Annotated in this window: 20 protein-coding genes; 6 read left to right on the top strand and 14 right to left on the bottom strand. The window is 68.7% G+C overall.

Features of this window, described 5'->3' with window-relative positions; all coding sequences use genetic code 11:
• The 4 genes from infB to rimP form a co-directional block, all read right to left on the bottom strand.
• Complete coding sequence (gene infB / locus DMB86_RS08320) at positions 1-2,898, bottom strand: translation initiation factor IF-2 (RefSeq protein WP_113717361.1); 2,898 nt, start codon at positions 2,896-2,898, stop codon at positions 1-3.
• Positions 2,899-3,059: 161 nt separating this feature from the next.
• A complete protein-coding gene (locus DMB86_RS08315; protein WP_113717360.1) occupies positions 3,060-3,425 on the bottom strand; it encodes a YlxR family protein in 366 nt (121 codons plus the stop codon).
• A 65-nt stretch (positions 3,426-3,490) separates the two neighbouring features.
• Entirely contained in the window at positions 3,491-4,462 is a 972-nt protein-coding gene (nusA, locus tag DMB86_RS08310; protein ID WP_113717359.1) for a transcription termination factor NusA, read from the bottom strand.
• Between the two features lie 2 nt (positions 4,463-4,464).
• A complete protein-coding gene (gene rimP, locus DMB86_RS08305; protein ID WP_113717358.1) occupies positions 4,465-5,094 on the bottom strand; it encodes a ribosome maturation factor RimP in 630 nt (209 codons plus the stop codon).
• Between the two features lie 168 nt (positions 5,095-5,262).
• Here rimP and DMB86_RS08300 point away from each other — a divergent pair, with 168 nt between their 5' ends.
• The 3 genes from DMB86_RS08300 (at position 5,263) to DMB86_RS08290 (ending at position 8,732) form a co-directional block, all read left to right on the top strand.
• Positions 5,263-6,918 carry a DUF4439 domain-containing protein gene (locus tag DMB86_RS08300; protein WP_113717357.1) on the top strand — a complete coding sequence of 552 codons (1,656 nt, stop codon included), beginning with the start codon at positions 5,263-5,265 and terminating at the stop codon, positions 6,916-6,918.
• Positions 6,919-6,992: 74 nt separating this feature from the next.
• The gene (locus DMB86_RS08295) at positions 6,993-7,724 is read left to right on the top strand and encodes a VIT1/CCC1 transporter family protein (protein ID WP_113717356.1); all 732 of its coding nucleotides are present in this window, start codon (positions 6,993-6,995) and stop codon (positions 7,722-7,724) included.
• A 15-nt stretch (positions 7,725-7,739) separates the two neighbouring features.
• Positions 7,740-8,732, top strand: a complete 993-nt coding sequence (locus tag DMB86_RS08290) for an aminoglycoside phosphotransferase family protein (RefSeq protein ID WP_113717355.1) — start codon at positions 7,740-7,742, stop codon at positions 8,730-8,732.
• On the opposite strand, the gene DMB86_RS08285 is transcribed toward DMB86_RS08290, so the two are convergent.
• On the bottom strand, positions 8,729-9,553 hold the full coding sequence (locus DMB86_RS08285; RefSeq protein WP_113717354.1) for a sulfite exporter TauE/SafE family protein: 825 nt from the start codon (positions 9,551-9,553) through the stop codon (positions 8,729-8,731). The two genes, DMB86_RS08290 and DMB86_RS08285, sit on opposite strands and share 4 nt — an antisense overlap.
• 439 nt (positions 9,554-9,992) lie before the next feature.
• The gene (locus DMB86_RS08280) at positions 9,993-11,786 is read right to left on the bottom strand and encodes a proline--tRNA ligase (RefSeq protein ID WP_113719424.1); all 1,794 of its coding nucleotides are present in this window, start codon (positions 11,784-11,786) and stop codon (positions 9,993-9,995) included.
• Between the two features lie 311 nt (positions 11,787-12,097).
• Between DMB86_RS08280 and DMB86_RS08275 the strand changes: the two genes are divergently transcribed.
• From DMB86_RS08275 to DMB86_RS08265, 3 genes are read left to right on the top strand one after another with little or no spacing between them, the layout of a single operon-like run.
• On the top strand, positions 12,098-12,817 hold the full coding sequence (locus DMB86_RS08275; protein WP_113719423.1) for an ABC transporter ATP-binding protein: 720 nt from the start codon (positions 12,098-12,100) through the stop codon (positions 12,815-12,817).
• 8 nt (positions 12,818-12,825) lie between these two features.
• A complete protein-coding gene (locus tag DMB86_RS08270) occupies positions 12,826-13,569 on the top strand; it encodes an ABC transporter permease (RefSeq protein ID WP_113717353.1) in 744 nt (247 codons plus the stop codon).
• Positions 13,570-13,573: 4 nt separating this feature from the next.
• Positions 13,574-14,212, top strand: coding sequence for a TetR/AcrR family transcriptional regulator (locus tag DMB86_RS08265; RefSeq protein WP_113717352.1), 639 nt, complete (start codon positions 13,574-13,576; stop codon positions 14,210-14,212).
• Between the two features lie 64 nt (positions 14,213-14,276).
• On the opposite strand, the gene DMB86_RS08260 is transcribed toward DMB86_RS08265, so the two are convergent.
• The 8 genes from DMB86_RS08260 to DMB86_RS08225 all read right to left on the bottom strand — a co-directional run bounded on the left by DMB86_RS08260 (position 14,277) and on the right by DMB86_RS08225 (position 21,181).
• A complete protein-coding gene (locus DMB86_RS08260; protein ID WP_113717351.1) occupies positions 14,277-14,816 on the bottom strand; it encodes a PadR family transcriptional regulator in 540 nt (179 codons plus the stop codon).
• 12 nt (positions 14,817-14,828) lie between these two features.
• Positions 14,829-16,856: an NADPH-dependent 2,4-dienoyl-CoA reductase gene (locus tag DMB86_RS08255; RefSeq protein ID WP_113717350.1), complete on the bottom strand. Its 2,028-nt coding sequence runs from the start codon at positions 16,854-16,856 to the stop codon at positions 14,829-14,831.
• A gap of 61 nt (positions 16,857-16,917) precedes the next feature.
• On the bottom strand, positions 16,918-17,550 hold the full coding sequence (locus DMB86_RS08250; protein ID WP_171814421.1) for a DUF998 domain-containing protein: 633 nt from the start codon (positions 17,548-17,550) through the stop codon (positions 16,918-16,920).
• Between the two features lie 35 nt (positions 17,551-17,585).
• Positions 17,586-18,416 (bottom strand): GNAT family N-acetyltransferase, encoded by an 831-nt coding sequence (locus tag DMB86_RS08245; RefSeq protein ID WP_335645035.1) that lies wholly within the window; start codon positions 18,414-18,416, stop codon positions 17,586-17,588.
• A 19-nt stretch (positions 18,417-18,435) separates the two neighbouring features.
• Positions 18,436-19,599 carry a flavodoxin-dependent (E)-4-hydroxy-3-methylbut-2-enyl-diphosphate synthase gene (ispG, locus tag DMB86_RS08240; protein ID WP_113717347.1) on the bottom strand — a complete coding sequence of 388 codons (1,164 nt, stop codon included), beginning with the start codon at positions 19,597-19,599 and terminating at the stop codon, positions 18,436-18,438.
• 124 nt (positions 19,600-19,723) lie between these two features.
• Positions 19,724-20,017 carry a YciI family protein gene (locus DMB86_RS08235; protein WP_113717346.1) on the bottom strand — a complete coding sequence of 98 codons (294 nt, stop codon included), beginning with the start codon at positions 20,015-20,017 and terminating at the stop codon, positions 19,724-19,726.
• 9 nt (positions 20,018-20,026) lie between these two features.
• Entirely contained in the window at positions 20,027-20,479 is a 453-nt protein-coding gene (locus DMB86_RS08230; protein WP_113717345.1) for a hypothetical protein, read from the bottom strand.
• Between the two features lie 96 nt (positions 20,480-20,575).
• Complete coding sequence (locus DMB86_RS08225) at positions 20,576-21,181, bottom strand: MarR family transcriptional regulator (RefSeq protein ID WP_113717344.1); 606 nt, start codon at positions 21,179-21,181, stop codon at positions 20,576-20,578.
• Positions 21,182-21,196: the final 15 nt, after the last annotated feature.

The raw sequence follows: 21,196 nt of genomic DNA, 5'->3' as shown, positions 1-21,196 counted from the left end.
TCAGGCGCGCGGCTTCTCGCGCATCTCGAACGTCTCGATGATGTCCTCGACCTGCAGGTCGTTGAACGAACCCAGGCCGATGCCGCATTCGAAGTCGGTGCGGACTTCGGTGGCGTCATCCTTGAAGCGCTTGAGCGAGTCAACGGTGAGCTTGTCGCCCACGACCTTCCCGCCACGAAGCACACGTGCCTTCGCGTTGCGGCGGATGATGCCGGAGCGGACGATCGAGCCGGCGATGTTGCCGAACTTGGAGGAACGGAACACTTCGCGGATTTCCGCGGTGCCCAGCTGGACTTCCTCGTATTCAGGCTTGAGCATGCCCTTCAGGGCCAGCTCAATGTCATCGATGGCGCCGTAGATGACCGAGTAGAAGCGCATGTCGACGCCCTCGCGGTCGGCCAGTTCGGCAACGCGCTCGGCCGGCTTGACGTTGAAGCCGATGATGATGGCGTTGTCCACCGTGGCCAGGTTGACGTCGTTCTGCGTGATGGCACCCACGCCGCGGTGGATGACGCGCAGCTGCACGCCTTCGCCGACGTCGATCTTGAGCAGCGAGTCTTCCAGGGCCTCCACGGCACCGGAGACGTCGCCCTTGAGGATGAGGTTGAGCGTGTCCACCTTGCCCTCCGCGACGGCCTGGTCGAAGTCTTCCAGGCTGATGCGCTTGCGCCGCTTGGCCAGTGCGGCGTTGCGGTCGGCAGCTTCACGCTTTTCAGCGATCTGGCGGGCTGTCCGCTCGTCGCCGGTGACGAAGAACGTGTCACCTGCCCGTGGCACGTTGGACAGGCCCAGGACCTGGACCGGACGCGACGGCCCGGCCTCGGTGATGCCGTCGCCGTTCTCGTCGAACATGGCACGGACGCGGCCGTGGGCGGTGCCCGCGACGATCGTGTCCCCGACATGCAGGGTGCCGGACTGCACCAGGACGGTGGCCACGGAACCGCGGCCCTTGTCCAGGTTCGCTTCAATGGCGATGCCTCGGGCGTCCTTGTTCGGGTTGGCGCGCATGTCCAGGGCTGCGTCGGCCGTCAGCAACACCGCTTCGAGGAGTTCCTCGATGTTGATGTTGTTGCGGGCGGAGACGTCCACGAACATGGTGTCGCCACCGTATTCCTCGGGCACCAGGCCGTACTCGGTCAGCTGGCCGCGGATCTTCTCCGGGTTCGCCGTGTCCTTGTCGATCTTGTTGACCGCAACCACGATCGGCACATTGGCGGCCTGGGCGTGGTTGAGGGCCTCAACGGTCTGGGGCATGACGCCGTCGTCCGCGGCAACCACCAGGATGGCGATGTCGGTGACCTTGGCACCACGGGCACGCATGGCGGTGAACGCCTCGTGGCCGGGGGTGTCAATGAAGGTGATCTCACGCGGGATGCCTTCATGATCGTGCACGATCTGGTAGGCACCGATGTGCTGGGTGATGCCGCCGTGTTCGTCGGCAACAACGTCCGACTTGCGGATGGCATCGAGCAGGCGGGTCTTACCGTGGTCCACGTGGCCCATGACCGTGACAACCGGCGGGCGGACCTCAAGGTCCTCGTCGCCTTCGGCTTCCAGCTCGGCCTCGAAGTCGATGTCGAAGCTGCTGAGCAGCTCGCGCTCTTCGTCCTCGGGGGAAACGACCTGGACCTTGTAGCCCAGCTCCTCGCCCAGCAGGGCGAAGGTGTCCTCGTCCAGGGACTGGGTGGCCGTGGCCATTTCACCCAGGTGGAAGAGCACTGTCACCAGTGCCGCCGGGTTCGCCTCAATCTTGTCGGCAAAGTCCGTGATGGAGGAACCGCGACGCAGGCGCACCACGGTGTTGCCGTCGCCACGGGGTACGCTGACGCCGCCCAGGGACGGAGCGCTCATCTGCTCCAGTTCCTGGCGCTTGGCACGCTTCGACTTGCGCTGCTTGCCACGGCCCGCGCCGCCCTTGCCGAAGGCGCCCTGGGTGCCGCCGCGGCCGCGGCCGCCCTTGCCAAAGCCACCACCGGCGGGAGCGCCGCCCGGTGCGCCGCCCGGCGTGGAGCCGGGCGCGCCGGGACGGCCGCGCCCGGCGCCGCCGGGACGGTCGTTGCCGCGGCCGGGAGCCGCGGGGCGCTCGGTGCGGTTGGGCATCATGCCCGGGGTGGGCCGTGCACCGCCGGGGCGCGGTGCACCCGGACGGGGTCCACCGGAACCGGGGGCTCCAGCGGGACGGGGAGCGCCCGGACGGGGCGCACCGGGGCGCGGGCCACCCGGACGGGGTCCACCGGTGCCTGCCTCGGCGCTGCGCGGGGCACCCGGACGGGGCATGCCCTGCGAGGTGGCAAACGGGTTGTTTCCTGGACGCGGGCCGCCGGCGCCTCCGCCGGAGCCAGCCGGTCGCGGGGCGCGGTTGCCGTCACGGTTCTCGCCACGCTCGGGGCGCCCGGACCGCGGCATGCCCTGCGAGGAGGCGAATGGATTGTTGCCCGGGCGCGGTCCGGCGGCGGCGTGGCCTGCCGAAGCAGCAGGTGCCGGAGCGGAAGGTGCCGGAGCGGAAGGTGCCGGAGCGGAAGGTGCCGGGGCGGAAGGTGCCGGGGCGGAAGGTGCCGGGGCGGCGGGTGCGGCAGGCGCCGCGGGGGCAGCGGCGGCGGGTCCGGCCGGCTTGGACGGTGCGGCAGCCTTCTGGCCGGGCGCTGCCGCCGGTGCCGCCGAGGTTGCTGCGGCAGGGGCTCCCGACGGCTTGGTCTGGGCGGGCGCCGCAGGGGCTGGTTTGGACTCCGCCGTCTTCGGGGCGACGGGGAATGCGTCGCGAAGCTTCTTCACGACGGGGGCCTCAATGGTGGAGGATGCCGAGCGAACGAATTCGCCCAGTTCCTGCAGTTTGCTCACTGCTTCTTTTGAGGTGATGCCGAGCTCTTTTGCAAGCTCGTGTACGCGGGCCTTGGCCACATTTCTCCTGTCCGGGTCCGCACCGGACAGGTACGAACCACTTAATTCTTACTGCAACATTCCATGTCGGAATGGGCGGCGTGAGAGAGCACAAAGATGCTCATTTTTGGGCACTCATCGCTGGGTACTCATCGGGTTTCCATCGGTTTTCTGACCCGCTTTCACAAAGGGACAATGTCGGTTCGTAGTGGCTGGATGCCGTCTCCTGACAGGCCTGCAAGCTGGTCAACAAGTTCGCCTGCATTGGTGATGCCCGGAAGGGCCCGCCCAATGGCATGGCGTTTGACAGCCAACCGCAAACAGTCCGGGCTGGGGTGCAGCCACGCTCCCCGGCCAGGCATACGACGTCGTAAATCAACCAGCGCTTCCGGTTCACCGGATCCGCTGGCTGTCCTTACAAGCCGTACCAGTTGATCCCGGGCGGCGGTCTGCCTGCAGCCAATGCAGGTCCGTACAGCTCCGGTAAAGTCGGGGGCGGGGCCCCCTGCTCTGACAGCGTTCTTTACCAACTGCGCGATGCCTAACACTTTTTTGGTCGCAGACGGCCCTTGGGCCCGGTCCCTACCAGTCTAGCGCGCGGACGGGCCGCGACCTATTCAGCGGCGGCGTCGGAGCTGATGTCGATGCGCCAGCCGGTGAGCTTGGCGGCCAGGCGGGCGTTCTGCCCCTCCTTGCCGATGGCCAGGGACAGCTGATAATCAGGGACCACCACACGTGCCGAGCGGGCGGCCGCATCGACGATGGTGACCGAAATCACCTTCGAAGGGGACAGGGAACTGGCGATGAAAGTGGCTGGATCGTCGTTGAAGTCGACAATGTCGATCTTTTCATCGTTCAGTTCCGTCATGACGGCGCGGACGCGTGAACCCATTTCGCCGATGCAGGCGCCCTTGGCGTTGACACCGGCCTTGTTGGCCTTGACGGCCATCTTGGTGCGGTGCCCTGCCTCGCGGGCCAGTGCCACGATTTCCACGGTGTTGTCCGCGATCTCCGGGACTTCCATTTCGAAGAGCTTGCGGACCAGCCCCGGGTGCGAGCGGGACAGCGTGATGGACGGGCCCTTAAGGCCACGGTGCACGTCCACAACGAATGCGCGCAGGCGGTTGCCGTGCCGGTAGCTTTCCCCGGGGACCTGCTCGTTGGGCGGCAACACACCTTCGACGGTGCCCAGGTTGACCTGGATCATGTTTGGGTTGTTGCCCTGCTGGATCTGGCCGGCGACCAGCTCGCCCTCCTTGCCGCGGAATTCGCCCAAGACGTTGTCATCCTCGACGTCGCGCAGGCGCTGGAGGATGATTTGGCGCGCGGTGCTGGCGGCGATGCGGCCGAACCCTGCGGGGGTGTCGTCAAATTCGCCGATCCGCTCCCCGTCCTCGTCCAGCTCGGCAGCCCAGATGGTGACGTGGCCGCTCTTGCGGTCCAGCTCGGCGCGGGCCTGCTCGATGGCTCCGGGGGTCTTGTGGTAGGCCATGAGCAGTGCCTGCTCGATGGTGGGGATCAGCAGATCGAGAGGGATTTCACGTTCGCGCTCCAGTATTCGCAACGCGCTCATATCAATGTCCATGGTCAGCTTTCCTCTCCGTCGACAGCGTCGCCGCCGGTCGGTTCAAATTCCAAATCAAGCTCGGCCTCTTCCAGGCGAGCAAACTCTATTTCCACAACGCCACGTCGGATCGCTGAAAACAACACTTTTTCAGGTTCCCCCTGCTTGGCCTTCATCCCCTTTTTCACGGGAAGTTCCGGCAGCAGCTGGACGCCGTCGTCGTCCACGGCCAGGATGCGTCCCACCAGGTTTTCCCGGCCGACGGCGTTGACCTTGACCATGCGGCCCAGGGCACGACGCCAGTGCCGTGGTTCCGTCAGGGGACGAGTGGCACCCGGGGAGGAGATTTCCAGGGTGTAGGGCGGGGCGTCGTCGTCGGGGTCGGCGTCCATGGCGTCGGACAGCGACTTCGAAACCGCGGCGATGGCGTCCAGGCCAACACCGCCGGTTTCGGTTTCGGGCAGGTCGACCACCACGGAAACGGTGCGGTGGGCACCGGCCATTTGTACCGAAACGTCCTCCAAGTACAGGCCGGCCGCGGAAACAACGGGCGCCAGCAGGGCGGTCAGCCTCTGCGCTTCGGCGACGGGGTCGACGATCGAGTGAACGTTCCCCGAGCGTCGGGCCGATTTCGACCTCTCCGGCTTGGCCATAGAACGACCGCCTCCCTTAAATGATGTTGTGGATATCTAGACTACCGAGTTTCCGGGTGTGCCGCAGAACGTTTCCACTGTGAGTATGAACGCAGGACGGGCGCCTGCGGGGGTGTAGGCCAGCCCCGGCGTGCGTTGGGCACCCGCATCATGAGAACATGGTCAGTTGTGACCAATTCCGCCTGCCCCGCCGAACCCGCGAAGGGCCCCTCCGGGAATCCTGCGCCCAGAAAGTCGGGCCGGCCGCTGCGGACAGGCCCCCGGCGCGCGTCCCTGCCTGCCGGCGCCCCCGCCACGGCGTCCGGCGCCCCGGCGCTCCTGGTGTTTGGCGGCGACGGCCTGCTTGTCCGTTCCCCGGCCGCCATTGATTCGGCTGGCTGGCCGGCCCCGGAAGACACGGCCACCAGCATCCCGGACGACGCCGGCACCCCCCTTTCGGCGCCACCCGCACCTTCCGCGCCTTCGGCGCCACCCGCACCTTCCGCGCCTGCCGCTGTGAGTCAGTCAAGCAACGAGACCGGTGCGGAACCGGATGCGGACGCCGGGACCGCGCCACAGCGCGTGCCGGCCCCCGGGCCCGAAGTCGGGTCCGGGCCATTGACCCGGCGTGCCAGGCGGCTGGCCGACGACGACAGCCCGGCAGCCGCCGTCGTTCCCGGGATTGCCGCGGAAAGCAATGCCCCTGCCCTCGCACCATCAGCTTCTCCCCCGGTTTCAAGGCGGCGCGGCCGCGTGCGGGCGCGGCTGCGCGGATTGTTGTTTCTGCTCCTCATTGGCGCCATTGTTCTGGGCCTGGGAACGGTGGTCCCCGCCACCGATGCCGACGCCGGTGCGTCCGCGACCGAAGTCAACCGGGAAGCAGCCCGGGCCCAGACGGCGGTGCTGCTGACGCAGGCCCGCACGGCCCGCGACACCGAAAAGGACCCCGCAGCCAGGGCACTGCTGGCCCAAGGCGCCGGCGACCTGGCGGTCCAACTTGCCGCACTCGGCGGCGCCGGGCCCGAAGCCGCGGCGCCGGAAGCCGCCACGTCGCCTGTCGCCAAGGGCATCACTACGGCGGGATTCGCGCAGGCACTCGGCGGCAGCGCCGGCACCCTCCTGGCCGACGCCTTGACCGCCGACGCCGCCCTGGGCAGGACGTTTGCCGCCGCCGGCACGAACAGGCTGCTGCTCGCCTCCGCCCTGGACAACCGCCTGGGCAGGGCAGCCCCCGCGTCGACGTACCTGCCCGCAGCCGTGCAGCCGGTTCCGGCCGCCCCCGCCACCTGCAAGAACACGCGGGAACCACAGGACGGGGCCAACGTGGACACGGCCCTCTCCGCCGCATCCCGGGCCGAGCAAAAGGCCGTCTACGCATACCAGGTGGCCGGTTCCCGCCTGGCCGAGCCAGGTTTGAGCCGGGCCGTGGAACTGGCCGCCGTCCACGAAAACAGCCTGGAACTCCTCAATGACGGGCTGGCCCGGCGCTGCCTGCCGACCGTGGCGGCGGTGCCGGGATTCGCCCTATCCCGGGACTTCACGCAAGCGCCGGCGGCAGCACTGGCGCAGCTGGAAGGCGAGCTTGCCCTGGTCTACGGAGACCTGGCCGCGCTCAGTGCGCCAGCAGCCGGCCCCCCGACAGCCGCCCCCGCCACGAACGCGGCCCCGAAACCGGCGGCTGCCGCCGCCCGTGTGACCGGACTGCGGGAATTGGCCGTGGCCGGACTGGTGGAATCCGCCAGCCTGCAGCGCGAATGGGGCGGTGGCCTGGACGCCCTGCCGGGCCTTGCAACTACCTCGCAGACCGCCGCCCCGACCGTGCCGTCCTCCGCATCGGCCGGCTGAAGGCTAGGCATGCCTCACCGAGGACATCCTCACCTTGCTGGCGGCAACTTTCCGCCGGTGGTTTGCTTGAAATCATGAAGCGAGCAGATGATTTGGGGACCCGGCCGCGCCTGCCGCGCACAGCCGAGATTGCCCAGCGGCTGAACTGGCTGCGTGCCGGCGTGCTCGGCGCCAACGACGGCATCGTCTCCGTCGCCGCCGTGGTGGTCGGCGTCGCCGGGGCGACGGCGTTCACCGGCCCCATCCTCACCGCCGGCATGGCCGCATTGGTAGGCGGCGCGATCTCCATGGCCCTGGGCGAGTACGTGTCCGTCAGCAGCCAGCGGGACAGCCAACACTCCATGATTGAGGAAAAGCGCCGGGATCTGGCGCAGCAGCCCTCCCTGAACCTGGCCGGGCTGGCCACCCTTTACGAGGAAAAGGGACTCTCCCGGGACACCGCGGCACTGGTGGCGCGCGAACTCACGGACCACGATGCCCTGCGTGCACACCTGTCCGCCGAGCTCAACCTCGCCGAAGACGACGTCGTCAGCCCTTGGCATGCCGCCTTCGCCTCCGCCATCGCGTTCACGCTGGGCGCCGTGCTGCCCATGCTGGCCATCCTGCTCCCGCCGGCCGGCGCGCGCGTCCCGGTGACCTTTGTGGTGGTCCTGGCGGCGCTCGGCATTACCGGCTGGATCGGCGCCACGATCGGAGGCGGCTCCAAGCCGCGGGCCGCCTCCAGGGTGGTGCTCGGGGGCGCGCTGGCGTTGGCCGCCACCTTTGGAATCGGCAGCCTGCTGGGCGCCAGCGGCCTGGTGGGTTGACGGTAGGCTGGCTGCATGGCCGCCACCGTTGACATCCCCGACGACCTGAAGCGGCGGCACGCCCGCAGCCCCGGCGGCCGGGCTTGGCTGGCCGGGCTTCCCGGTCTCATCACCTCGGCGCTGCGGCGGTGGCAACTCACCGTGGACCTGCCTCCGGGAACACAGCCGTGGCACGGGCACACGGGGATCGTGGTGCCGGTGCGTCTCGGGGACGGAACCGCGGCCGCCCTGAAGATCGCGTTTCCCTTTGCCGAGGCCGTGCTCGAACCCATCGCCCTGTCCCTGTGGAACGGGCACGGGATGGTGCGGATACTGGAACACGACCCGGCCACCTGCTCCATGGTCACGGCCCGGCTGGATGCAGGGGCGTCACTGTTCGACGTTCCCCTGGCCGAGGCGGTGGACGTCTGGGGCGGCCTGGTCCGGCAGCTGTCGATCGAGCCCGATGACAGGCCCGGATGGGACCGGATACCCCAGATTGCCGCAACCGCGGAGCGGTACTGCGACGAACTTCCCGCCCGCTGGGACGACCTCAACCGGCCGTTCCCGCTGTGGCTGCTGGAAGCCGCCTTGGAGGTATGCCAGACACGCGGGGCCGTCGCGCGCCGCGAGTCGCGGGACGTGCTGGTCCACACGGACCTGCACTATCTGAACATCCTGGCGTCACTGGACGGCAGCGGCTACCTGGCCATCGACCCGCAGCCGCAGGTCGGGGACGCGGAATTCGCCGTGGCCCCGTGCCTGTGGAACCGTATTCAGGACCTGCCGCCCCGGAACGCCGAAGCCGCTCTCCGGCGTCGTTGTTCAGACCTTGCCGCCGGTGCCGGTCTGGACGCGGACCTGGCGGCAGCGTGGTCCGTGGTCCGGGAAGTGGAAAACGCTTTGTCGTACATGGAGGCACGGAACCACGGCGGGGATGCCCAGCGTTCACTGTGGGTGGCGGCCACGATGGCGGGCAGGTCTCTGCCAGGACTGCCTGCTGCGCACGACCTCAAGACCCTGGACTAGCTGCCGAGGACGGCAGCTGCCCAGGCCGCGACGCCGTTTTCGTTCCAGACGTCGATGCCCAGTTTCACAATGAGCACCGTCACCACGCCCAGGAACACGACCCGGATGAACTTGTTGCCCTGCTTCACCGCCGTGCGTGCGCCGAGGTACCCGCCTGCCATGTTGGCCGCGCCAAGCACCAGGCCCACACCCCACAGCAGGGAGCCGTGGGGCAGGAAAAACATCAGCGCCCCGGCATTGGTGGCCAGATTGACGATCTTGGCCTTGGCGCTGGCTTCCAGGAATGCGTAGCCCATGAGGCTCACCAGGGCGATCACCAGGAACGATCCTGTGCCCGGACCGATCAGGCCGTCATAAAAGCCGATCACGCCGCCGATGCATCCGGCCAGGATGTAGTGCTTCCGGCCCGCGTGCCGCAGGGCCGTCAGCTCGCCCATGCCCGGCTTGAACGCCGTGAACAGCAGGACAGCGACCAGCGCCGCCACGATGATGGGCTTGAACACCGAACCGGGCAGGCTCGCCGCCACGACGGCACCGCCCACGCTGCCCGCCAGGGCCACCGCGGCCATGGGAAGCGCCGTGCGCAGGTCGGGTTTCACCCGCCGATAGTAGGTGACGGAGCTCGTGGCGGTGCCAAAGATCGAGCCCATCTTGTTCGTGGCCAGCGCCTGTATCGGCGTAATGCCCGGGACCATCAGCATGACCGGCAATTGGATCAGCCCTCCCCCGCCCACCACCGCGTCGATCCAGCCGGCGGCAAACCCGGCCACCAGGATCAGCAGTATCGTGGCCGTGGTCACATCCTCAAAGCCGGACATCATGCGTCCCTCTCAATTGTCATCGGGGCTGCCAGCCGGCGGCGGCCGGTGGCCGGGCCTGTCGAGACCGTACGTGGCCGTGGTTGCGTCCGGCGGCGGACCGCTGTTTTTACGTCCGGCTATCCGACCGCCGGCCGCGGGCGGCCTTACGGTCTCCTTTACGCCGGACTTTCAAAAACAGCGGCTTCGCCGCCTCGTGCCACAGGACCGCCCCGGGCCGCGCGCATTGCGCGGCCCGGGGCGGCGGTGACATGGGCACCAGGGGCAGGAGCCGGCATTTTTTGTAGGCGACGTCAAGGAGGCGCCAAAGGCCGCCCGCGGCCGTGGTGTCGGATAGTCGCCGGAAAAATGCCGGGCCTGCGCCGGAGTCAACCACGGCCCCGCCGGGCCTCGACAGGCCCGACCACCGGACGAACAGGCCCGGCGACCCGGGCCTGTCGGACTATTGGTGGTCGAGGATGTACTTGACGGCGTCGGCGACGGGCACGTTTTCGGCGCTGCCGGTGGCGCGGTCCTTGATTTCGACGAGGCCGTCCACGAGCCCGCGGCCGACAGCCAGGATGGTGGGGACGCCCAGAAGCTCGGCGTCGCCGAACTTCACTCCGGGGGAAACCTTGGGGCGGTCATCGTAGATGACTTCCAGCCCGGCTGTTTCCAGCTCGGCGGTCAGGGACTCAGCCGCTTCAAAGATTTCGGCCCCACGGCCCACGGCGACCACGTGGACGTGTGCCGGTGCCACGTTCACGGGCCAGAGCAGGCCCTTGTCGTCGTGGTTCGACTCCGCCAGGGCCGCGACCGCGCGGGTGATGCCAATGCCGTAGGAACCCATCGTGACCACTGCCAGTTTCCCGTTCGAATCCAACACCTTCAGGTCCAGGGCCTCGCTGTACTTGCGGCCCAGGGCGAAGATGTGTCCCATTTCGATGCCGCGGGCGGCTTCCAGGGGGCCGGAGCCGTCCGGGGCGGGATCGCCCGCCCGCACTTCGACGGCTTCGATGGTGCCGTCCCAGCCGAAGTCGCGCCCGGCGACCAGGCCGAAGACGTGCCTGCCGGGCTCGTTGGCCCCGGTAACCCACGCCGTGCCGGGGACGACGCGCGGATCCACCAGGTACAGCAGCTTGGTGGAGGCCTCCGCGCCCAGCACGGCGCCGTCGAGTGTGAGGCCCGGGCCGATGTAGCCCTTGACAAGTCCGGGGTGCTTCTTCAAGTCCGCCTCGTTGGCCGCCTCCACGCCCACCTCGCCGCCCACGGCGAGGTGCACGCCGATGTTCGCCTCAATGCGCTTGAGGTCCACGGCCCGGTCGCCGGGGACGCCGATGACCACGATCTGCCGTTCACCGGTGGGCAGGTCGATGGCCAGCACCACGTTCTTCAGCGTGTCCGCCGCCGTCCAGTCGCCGTCGTCCTTGGGTGCCAGGTGGTTGGCCGCCGCGACGAGCGTGTCGATGGTGGGCGTGTCAGGCGTGTCGCGGACCACGGCGGCGGGTGCGTCGGTGAAGTCGATGTCCTCCGGGACCACCGTGGTGACGGCCTCAACGTTGGCCGCATAGCCTCCGGCGGACCGCACGAAGGTGTCCTCGCCGATGGCGGACGGGTGCAGGAATTCCTCGCTCTTGGACCCTCCCATGGCGCCGGCCGTGGCGGCGACGGGGATGACTTCCAGGCCCAGGCGCTCAAAGATGCGCAGGTACGCGCCGCGGTGGGCCACGTAGCTGGCGTCCAGTCCGGCGTCGTCAATGTCGAAGGAGTAGGAGTCCTTCATGATGAACTCGCGCCCGCGGAGCAGGCCGGCGCGGGGACGGGCCTCGTCGCGGTACTTGGCCTGGATCTGGTAGATGGACAGCGGCAGGTCCTTGTAGGAGGAATACAGGTCCTTGACCAGCAGCGTGAACAGTTCCTCGTGTGTGGGGGCCAGCAGGTAGTCCGCGCCCTTGCGGTCCTTGAGGCGGAAGATGCCGTCGCCGTACTCCACCCACCGGTTGGTGACCTCGTAGGGCTCCTTGGGCAGCAGCGCCGGAAAGTGGACCTCCTGGGCACCGATGGCGTCCATCTCCTCGCGCACGATGGCCTCCACCTTGCGCAGCACGCGCAGGCCCAGCGGCAGCCACGTGTAGATGCCGGGGGCGGCCCGGCGGATGTAGCCGGCGCGCAGGAGCAGTTTGTGGCTGTCCACCTCGGCGTCGACGGGATCCTCACGGAGGGTGCGAAGGAAGAGTGTGGAAAGGCGAAGGGCCACGCGGATTTTCCGTTTCTTGAGCAGTTGGGCGCCCGCCGTGGGTTGGCGGGCCAGTACCAATCTACCGGTTCCTGCCGTCGGGCGGCACACAGCCGGCGCAACGCCCGGGGCCCGATGTTCCGTCGCCGGACCTGTGGACAAGGACGGTCGTGGGGGTTAGCTTTAATTCATCATCTGGTGAATTGCCGGTTCCGGGAGGTCATGTGTCACACAGGGCAGAACTGCCAACCCCCTTCGCCGCGGTACGGCCTCCGGTCCCGGCCAGCCCCGGCGCACCCGGCCGCCCGGCCGGCGGGTCCGGCAGCGTCACCGTGGAAAACCTGGTGGTCCACCGCGGCAGGACGGACGTGTTGCGGGACCTGAGCTTCACGATTCCCGCCGGCCGGATCACGGGCCTGCTCGGCCCCTCCGGCAGTGGCAAGACCACGCTGATCCGGGCACTTGTGGGCGTGCAAAGGATCACCGGCGGGGAGGTCCGCGTGCTGGGACGTCCCGCTGGCGACCCTACCTTGAGGCACGACGTCGGCTACGTCACCCAGGCGCCGAGCGTGTACCGGGACCTGAGCGTCCTGGACAACGTGCGGTATTTCGGCGCCATGCACAGCCGGAGCCGGGCTGACGCACTGGAGGCGGTCGCCGCCGTCGGGCTCTCAGACTTCCTTAAGCGGAAGGCCGGCGACCTCTCGGGCGGCCAGTTCAACCGGGTCTCCCTGGCCTGTGCACTGGTCTCCAAGCCGCGGCTGCTGTTCCTGGACGAGCCCACCGTGGGCCTGGACCCCGTGCTGCGCGCCGACCTTTGGTCCCAGTTTGCCGACATGGCCGCCGCCGGCACCACGCTCGTCATCTCCAGCCACGTCATGGAGGAGGCCGGGCACTGCGATTCGCTGCTGCTGCTGCGCGACGCCCGGCTGCTGGCCCAGCTCACACCTGCCGAGCTTCGCCGGCGCGGCGGCACCGACGACCTGGAATTGGCATTCCTGCGGCTGATCCAGGCCGAGGGCACGGCGGGACCAGGGGGAACGGCACGATGAACTGGCGGATGATGTGGGCGACGAATGTGCGCGTCCTGCAGCAGCTCAAGGGCGATCCCCGCAGCATTGCGCTGATCCTGGTGGTTCCCTCGGTGCTGCTGGCCGTGGTGTATTGGCTGTACCAAAACGAGCAACTGCCGCCCGGGGTGCCCAGCACCTTTGACCGGGTGGGGCTGATGATGCTGGCGATCTTCCCTTTCATTGTCATGTTCCTGGTCACCTCCATCACCATGCTGCGCGAGCGCACGTCCGGCACCCTGGAACGGCTGCTCACCACGCCCATCCACAAAGGTGACCTCCTGTTTGGGTATGCGCTGGCATTCTCCCTCATGGCGGCCCTGCAGTCGGTGGTGGCCACGGCCGTGGCATATTGGGTGTTCGGCATGGACATCCAGGGAAACGCCGGGTGGGTCGTCCTCGTGGCGGTCGTCAATTCGGTGCTGGGCGTGGCGCTGGGCCTGCTCTGTTCCGCGTTCGCCACCACGGAGTTCCAGGCCGTCCAGTTCATGCCCGTGGTGGTGATCCCCCAGATCCTGCTGTGCGGGCTGTTCGTGGCCCGGGACCAGATGAACTCCGTCTTGGAGGCCATCTCCAACGTGCTTCCCCTGACGTACTCGGTCGATGCGCTGCAGGAAATTGCTGGCCACGCCAGCGCGACCTCGGCCATGGGCACGGACCTGGTGGTGGTGGCCTGCTTTGTGGTGGCCGGCCTGCTGCTCGCCTCCCTGACCCTGCGTCGCCGGACGGCGTAGCCGGGTGCGCACCTCGCCGCGGCGCGGCCGCCGGCAGGGCCGCACCACCTCCCGCGAACTGGTCCTGGGCAGCGCCCGCAAACTGTTCGCCGAGCATGGCTACGCGGCCACCAGCCTGCGCGAAGTGGCCCGCGACGCCGGCGTGGACCCGGCGATGGTCCACCACTGGTACGCCGGCAAGGAGGAGCTGTTCAACGCCTGCGTGGAGCTGCCGGTGGATCCTGCGCAGGTGTTGGGCGCGGTCAGTGAAACACCAGCCGAGGTACGGGGCGAAGCCTTGCTGCGCGCACTCCTCACGCTGTGGGATTCCGCCGCCCAGCCGGCCCTGCTGGCACTGCTGCGCAGCGCCACGGCCTCCAAGGCCCAGGGCGCGCTGATCCGGCAGGTCCTCTTCAAGCGCATCCTGACGCGGGCCCTGGCCGGGCTGCCGGGCAGCCGGGAGGAACTGGACCGCCGGGGGGCGCTGGTGGCGAGCCAGCTGATCGGGCTCATGGTGGCCCGGTACCTGCTGCGGGCCGACCCGCTCGCCTCGGCCGGCCACGACGAACTCGTGGCACTGGTCGGACCGGTCCTGCAGCACTACCTGACCGGCACCCTGACCGGCGAAGGCACCGCCACGGGCAGCCCCGCCCCCGGCATGTAACCACGTGACGCAAGCACCGACTGCCGCCAGGGTCCGGGACAAAGGCCGCTTTCCAGGCGCCTCTTTAGGCACCTGTGTGGAACGCAGTGGACAGCGTTTCGGCGCACCAGGCCAGCCACGACTCCTCGAAGGCGATGCCGGCCCGCAACACTGCCCGCTGCAGCTCATTGGCACGGTCCAAGGTTGCGCCGGCCGGAAAGTCGCGGGCCTCGATGGTCCGGTACCGCTCGAGGGTGTCCCGGTGCAGCTGCCGGTGCCGCAGGATTTCCGCGTCCAGGCCCACGGTGCCCAGCACGGCCGCGGCCCGGAGCCGGACCAGCAGGGCGTCGCGGACGGGCCGGGGATCCGCTGCCACCAGGCTCCACCGTTCCAGCTCAGCGCGCCCGCGCGGCCGGACGTCAAAATGCCGCTGGCTGCCGCGCGCAGTGGCGCGGCCGCGGGCCACGATCAGCCCGTCCTCTTCAAGCCTTCCCAGTTCCCGGTAGATCTGCTGGTGGGTGGCCTGCCAGAAGTAGCCCAGCGACTTGTCAAAGCGCCGGGCCAGTTCGGCGCCCGTGCACGGCTTTTCCAGCAGCGACGTCAGGATCGCGTGCGGCAGCGACATGGAAAGTGACCTTTAGATCCGCGCCGCGAGGCGGGTGCCCTGGTCGATGGCGCGTTTCGCGTCCAGCTCCGCGGCCACGTCCGCTCCCCCGATCAGGTGCACGACGGCGCCCCCGGCCTCCAGCGCGGCCTGCAGTTCGCGCCGGGGAACCTGACCGGTGCACAGGATGACGGTGTCGGCTGGGACCACCGTGTCTATGCCGTCGACGCGCAGGTGGAGGCCGGCGTCGTCGATCCTTTGGTACTCGACGCCCTGGACCATCGCCACGCCCTTGGCCCGGAGCTCGGCGCGGTGGATCCAGCCGGTGGTCTTGCCCAGTCCTGCGCCGACCTTGGTTTCCTTACGCTGGAACAGGGCCACGCGGCGGTACGGGCGAGGGTGTTCCGGCCCGGTGATGCCGCCCGCCCCCGAATAGCCGGAGTCGATCCCCCACTGGCTGTTGAACTTTTCCGGGAGCAGGGTGGCGCTGGTGCCGGTGGCCGTGATGTATTCCGCCGTGTCGAAGCCGATGCCGCCGGCCCCCAGGATGGCCACGTTGGTGCCGACGGCTTTTTTGTCGTGGAGCACGTCCACGTAGCTGAGCACGCTGGGGTGGTCCACACCGTCGATCGCGGGGATGCGCGGCAGGACGCCGGTGGAGAGGACCACCTCGTCGAAGCCGCCCGCCAGCAGGTCCTCCGCCGTGGCGTAGGTGTTCAGCCGCAGCTCGATGCCGCGCAGCTGGATTTGGCGGTCGAAGTAGCGGATGGTCTCGTGGAATTCCTCCTTGCCGGGGATCTGCTTGGCGATGTTGAACTGCCCGCCGATCTCTCCCGCGGCCTCGAACAATACCACCTGGTGGCCGCGCTCCGCGGCCGTGACCGCGAAGGCGAGCCCGGCCGGGCCGGCCCCCACAACTGCCAGCTTCTTGGGTGTGCCGGCGGCCTCGATCACGAGTTCCGTTTCGTGGCCGGCGCGGGGATTGACCAGGCAGGAGGCCGTCTTGCCGGTGAAGGTGTGGTCCAGGCAGGCCTGGTTGCAGGCGATGCAGCTGTTGATTTCGTCCCCGCGGCCCTCCGCTGCCTTGCGCACGAAGAAGGGGTCGGCCAGAAAGGGGCGGGCCATGGAGACCATGTCCGCGTGACCGTCCGCCAGCAGGCCCTCGGCCACCTCCGGGGTGTTGATCCGGTTGGTGGTGATCAAGGGGATGCCCACCTGGCCCATGACTTTCCTGGTGACCCAGGCAAAGCCCGCGCGCGGCACGGAGGTGGCGATGGTGGGGATGCGGGCCTCGTGCCAGCCGATCCCGGTATTGATGAGCGTTGCGCCCGCCTTTTCGACGGCCTGCGCCAGTTGGATCACTTCCGCCAGGGTGGAACCGCCCTCGACCAGGTCCAGCATGGAAAGGCGGTAGATGATGATGAAGTTCTCCCCCACGCGTTCGCGGGTGCGCCGGACGATCTCCACCGGGAAGCGCATGCGGTTTTCGTAGCTGCCGCCCCATTTGTCCGTGCGCTGGTTGGTGCGCAGCGCCACGAATTCGTTGATCAGGTAGCCCTCGGAACCCATGATTTCCACGCCGTCGTAGCCTGCGCCCTGGGCGAGCCCGGCTGCCGCGGCGAAGTCCTCGATGGTCTGCTCCACCTCGTCCCCGCCCAGCGGGTGGGGCATGAGCGGGCTGATGGGCGCCTGCACGGCGCTGGGCGCCACGAGGTCCTGCTGTGCTGCGTAGCGGCCAAAGTGGAGCAGCTGCAGGGCTATTTTGCCGCCCTCCGCGTGCACGGCGTCGGTCACTACCCGGTGGCGCGCGGCCTCCTCGGGCGTGCTGAGTTTCGCCCCGCCCTTCATGGGCCGCCCGGCGTCGTTCGGTGAGATGCCGCCCGTGACCATCAGGGCCACGCCGCCGCGCGCCCGTTCGGCGTAGAACGCGGCCATCCTCTCGAAGCCGCCGGGGAGTTCCTCCAGCCCCAGGTGCATGGATCCCATTAAAATCCTGTTCGGCAGCGACGTGAAGCCGAGGTCCAGGGGCGTGAAAAGGTTTGGGTAACTGCCAGCAGACATTTATGCACTCCTTTGCGCAACAAGTTGCATAATCGTATCGCAGAAAAGCTGCGGGATCCCCTCAGGGGACGCGGCCGGGGGCACGGGAAGCCGCGCCGGCGGCCAGCACCAGCCAGAGCAGCACAAGCAGGAGGAAGGCGCGCTCCACCAGGCCACCCACCTGGGCGCGCTGTGCCGGCACCAGCAGGACCAGCGCGGCCACGGCGGTCCAGGCGATGGGCATCCCGCCCCGGAACGGAACCTGGCGGGAGAGGATCAGGATCCCGGCGGCCGCACAGGCAAAGGCAACCAGGGCCAGCAGCAGGTGGATCCGTCCGTGTGCCGTCGGACCCGTCGCGGCGAACCGGCTGCCGCCGTCGAGAATGTCAGTGGGAAAGAACGCCAGCAGCACCGAGCACGCGGCCCAGCCGCCGAGCAGAGAAAGCCCCACGGCTCCCCGCGTGGCACCCGGGACGCTCCGGACGAGCGGAACCAGGGCACAGGCGGTCAGCAGCCCGCGCACGATGAAGTTGACGCTCATGACCCACCCAAACGGACCGACGCCAAGGTCGCTCTCCGCCTGCCGGACCGGGCCGTAGTGCGGTGGCAGGAGCTGGGCAACGACATCCAGTGCAACGTACACCACGGCGCCTGCCAGTGTCAGCCACGCCCACCCCCTTGCCGCGCCACTGCGGCGCATCCGCTCCGATCCCATCACCATCCCCTTCGCGCCGTCGCGATCGTGGCACCTTAGAACAGCACGGTGGCGAAGGTGCCCACCTGCTCAAAGCCGACCTTTTCATAGACGGCGCGGGCGCGGTGGTTGAAGTCATTGACATACAGGCTGGTCACCGGCGCAAGCTGTTGGGCATAAAGCACGACGCCGGCCATGTACCCCGCGCTCAGCCCCAGTCCGCGGTAGCTCGGGTTCATCCACACCCCCTGGACCTGGGTGGCGCGCGGGGTGACGGCGCCGAGATCGGCCTTGAAGACCACTTCGCCGTCGGGTTCGCAGTGGCTGAAGGAGTGGCCGTTGTTGATCAACCACGCCACACGGCGGCGGTAGTTTTCCTCCCCGCCCAGGAAGGGCGAGTAGCCTACTTCTTCCTCGAACATGGCGGCGGCCGCGGCCAGCACTTCGTTGAAGCGGCTGTTGGTGCTTGGCTTCAGGGCCGGGTTGGGGGCCATCCGCGGCGGTCCGGCGATGACCAGCAGCGGCTGGTTGGGACGGACCTCCTGGGCGCTGATGCCCGCCCCGGACAGGGTCTCCATGAGGCCCAGGACCGCGGCGGCGGGACCGAAGATCGACGCGTGCGGCTGCCAGTGGGAGGCGATCCAGCGCCCGAAGTGCCCGGCCTGGGCGGCGTCGACACCAATGGGGACCACATTGGAACCCACCCAGCAGGCGGCGGCCAGCTGGGTGCCGCCGTGCTCAAAAAAGCCAAGGATCACGGCACCGCGCTGCGCGGGCACGGCGCTGCCGCCCGCGGTGAGCAACGCATCCATAAATACGTTAGCCACGGGATCGCGCGCCACGAGGGCCCGGAGCGCGGCCGTGTCCTCGTGGACCAGGACGCGCACGGGGCCCTGGACTGCGCCTTTAGGAGACGCTGACCACGGGGCCACCCGGGAGCGGATTGTCGGCATCGGACTCCATCTCTTCGGCGATTCGCATGGCTTCTTCAATCAACGTTTCCACGATCTGGTCCTCGGGGACGGTCTTGATGACCTGGCCCCTGACGAAGATCTGGCCCTTGCCGTTGCCCGAGGCCACGCCCAGATCCGCCTCCCGGGCCTCGCCGGGCCCGTTGACAACGCAGCCCATGACGGCCACGCGAAGCGGCACCTCCATGCCTTCCAGGCCCGCGGTCACTTCCTCGGCCAGCTTGTACACGTCCACCTGGGCCCGGCCGCAGGACGGGCAGGAAACAATTTCCAGCTTGCGCGGACGCAGGTTCAGCGACTGCAGGATCTGGTTCCCGACCTTGATCTCCTCCACCGGCGGCGCGGAGAGGGACACGCGGATGGTGTCGCCGATGCCCTTGGAGAGCAGCGCGCCGAAGGCAACCGCGGACTTGATGGTGCCCTGAAACGCGGGTCCGGCCTCGGTGACGCCCAGGTGCAGGGGCCAGTCGCCCTGCTCGGCGAGCATCTCGTAGGCGGCCACCATGACCACGGGGTCGTTGTGCTTGACGGAGATCTTGAAGTCGTGGAAGCCGTGCTCCTCGAAGAGGGACGCCTCCCAGACGGCGGACTCGACCAGGGCCTCGGGGGTGGCCTTACCGTACTTCTTCATGATGGAGGGCTCCAGCGAGCCGGCGTTGACACCGATCCGGATGGACGTGCCGTGGTCCTTGGCGGCCTGGGCGATCTCCTTGACCTGATCGTCAAACTTGCGGATGTTGCCCGGGTTCACGCGGACGGCCGCGCACCCGGCCTCGATGGCGGCAAAGACGTACTTGGGCTGGAAGTGGATGTCCGCGATGACCGGGATCTGCGACTTCTTGGCAATGATGGGCAGGGCGTCGGCGTCGTCCTGCGAGGGGCAGGCGACCCGGACGATGTCGCAGCCGCTGGCCGTGAGCTCGGCAATCTGCTGCAGCGTGGCATTGATGTCCGTGGTCTTGGTGGTGGTCATGGACTGCACGCTGACGGGGAAGTCGGAGCCGACGCCCACGGAACCGACCTTGATCTGCCGGGTTTTGCGCCGGGGGGCAAGGACAGGAGGCGGCAGTGGCGGCATTCCGAGGCTGACCGAGGTCAAAATATGCTCCTTGAAGTTTTCCAGGCGATGCGTTCCCGGCGCCTGATTTCGGGCGTCGCGATTCGTTTGCGCATCGTCTGTTCTAAATTGTAGGCGTGTTGGCGCCGTGGGTGGGCGGCGCTGCCTACGGCAGGTACTTGCTCAGCTGGCCGGTGACCGGCTTCCACTCGGAGACCTTCAGGCCCGTGACGCCTCCGCCGGCGCTCATGGGATCCTGCTTGAGGATTTCATGGAGCGCGGCTTCGTCCACGGCGTTGAAGATCAGCAGCGCGCCCGCGCCGTCGGCATACGGCCCCGAGGCCAACACCACTTCGGCCTCGGCCTGAGCCGCCAGCCATTCGCGGTGCTTGGGCCGGTGTTCCGTGCGGGCATCCTCGGCTTCGGGGCCATAAACGTATTCAACAGCAAAGATCGTCATGGTTTCACCCTATAGCAGGAGGGCTTTGGCCGCGCAGGCCACCACGGCCGCCCACAGCAGCGACGCCAACGTGCCGATGATGAATCTCTCACTGGCCGCCGGGGCCTGCTTCAGTTCGGGATACCTGCCCAGGCCCTTGATGGCGACCACGTAGGCGATGGCCACCGGCTGGCCCGCCAGGATGGCCAGCACGACGGCGGCCCGCTCCAGCACGCCGATCAACAGTCCCCCTCGCAGGACCCCCGCATCGGGGGCCGGCGGGGCGGCCGGGGCGGCCGGCGGGGCGCCGTCGTCGAGGTCGGCCGCTGCGTGGCGGGCCCCTTCTGGGTCGCCCGCGTGAAGCTCGTGGGCATCGGCGGCGCGCACGGAGTGCGACTTGGCCAGCCGCAGGACGCCGGCGGTCAGCGGCCAGCCGCCCAGGCAGGCCACGGCCGCGGTCAGTACGATCCACAGAAATGTCATTCATCCTCCAGTCCGCTTCCCAGCGTAGCCAGTCGGGCCGACAATGCCGCCCGGGCCCGCCAGTGCGGCGGATTTCCGCCCCCGTCCGGGATCCGGCTAGGTGTCGGCGTGGGCCAGGAGCAGTTCGGCTGCGGCGCGCCCGCCCTGCTCCTCCTGCCAGCCGGAGCGCAGGATGGCCTTGCTGACCGCCTGTGGGCTGATACCGAGCATCTTGGCGGCCGCAACCTGGCGGCGGTTTGCGATCCGGTCCAACGCGTCCAGCACCCGCCACTCCGCGTCCGTGCGTCCCCGGACCAGCCCGCCGACGAGGACCAGGACGGCTTCCGCGGCCGTGCCGTGGCCGCCCCGCTCCGGCGCCACAGCGGCCTCCACGGCGAGCGGGACGCGCTCCCCCGCCTTCTTGGCCCTGTCCACTGCGCGGCGGGCCAGAATGAACGCGGCACCGGAGCCTTCGCGCGGACTGGACGGGAGCGGCTGGTCCACGCCGCCGATGCCGACGCCCACATACCATTGGCCGGTGCGCAGCGCGCGCAGGGCGGCCTCCACCACGGCTCGCGGTTCGTCCAGCACGCCCTGGATTTCATCGCCCACGGAGCGCTCAAAGGGCAGGGCCACCGGGATGTCCTCGAGCGCGGCCAGCAGCTCGGGGACCCGGTCGATGCCCTTTCGGCTGCCGCGCTGATCGATCGTCATGACAAACATGACTAAATCATAATC

The organism is Arthrobacter dokdonellae (assembly GCF_003268655.1).
Taxonomy (GTDB): domain Bacteria; phylum Actinomycetota; class Actinomycetes; order Actinomycetales; family Micrococcaceae; genus Specibacter; species Specibacter dokdonellae.
Note: the sequence above shows the minus strand (reverse complement) of the source record. Positions and strands in the feature narration are given on the sequence as shown.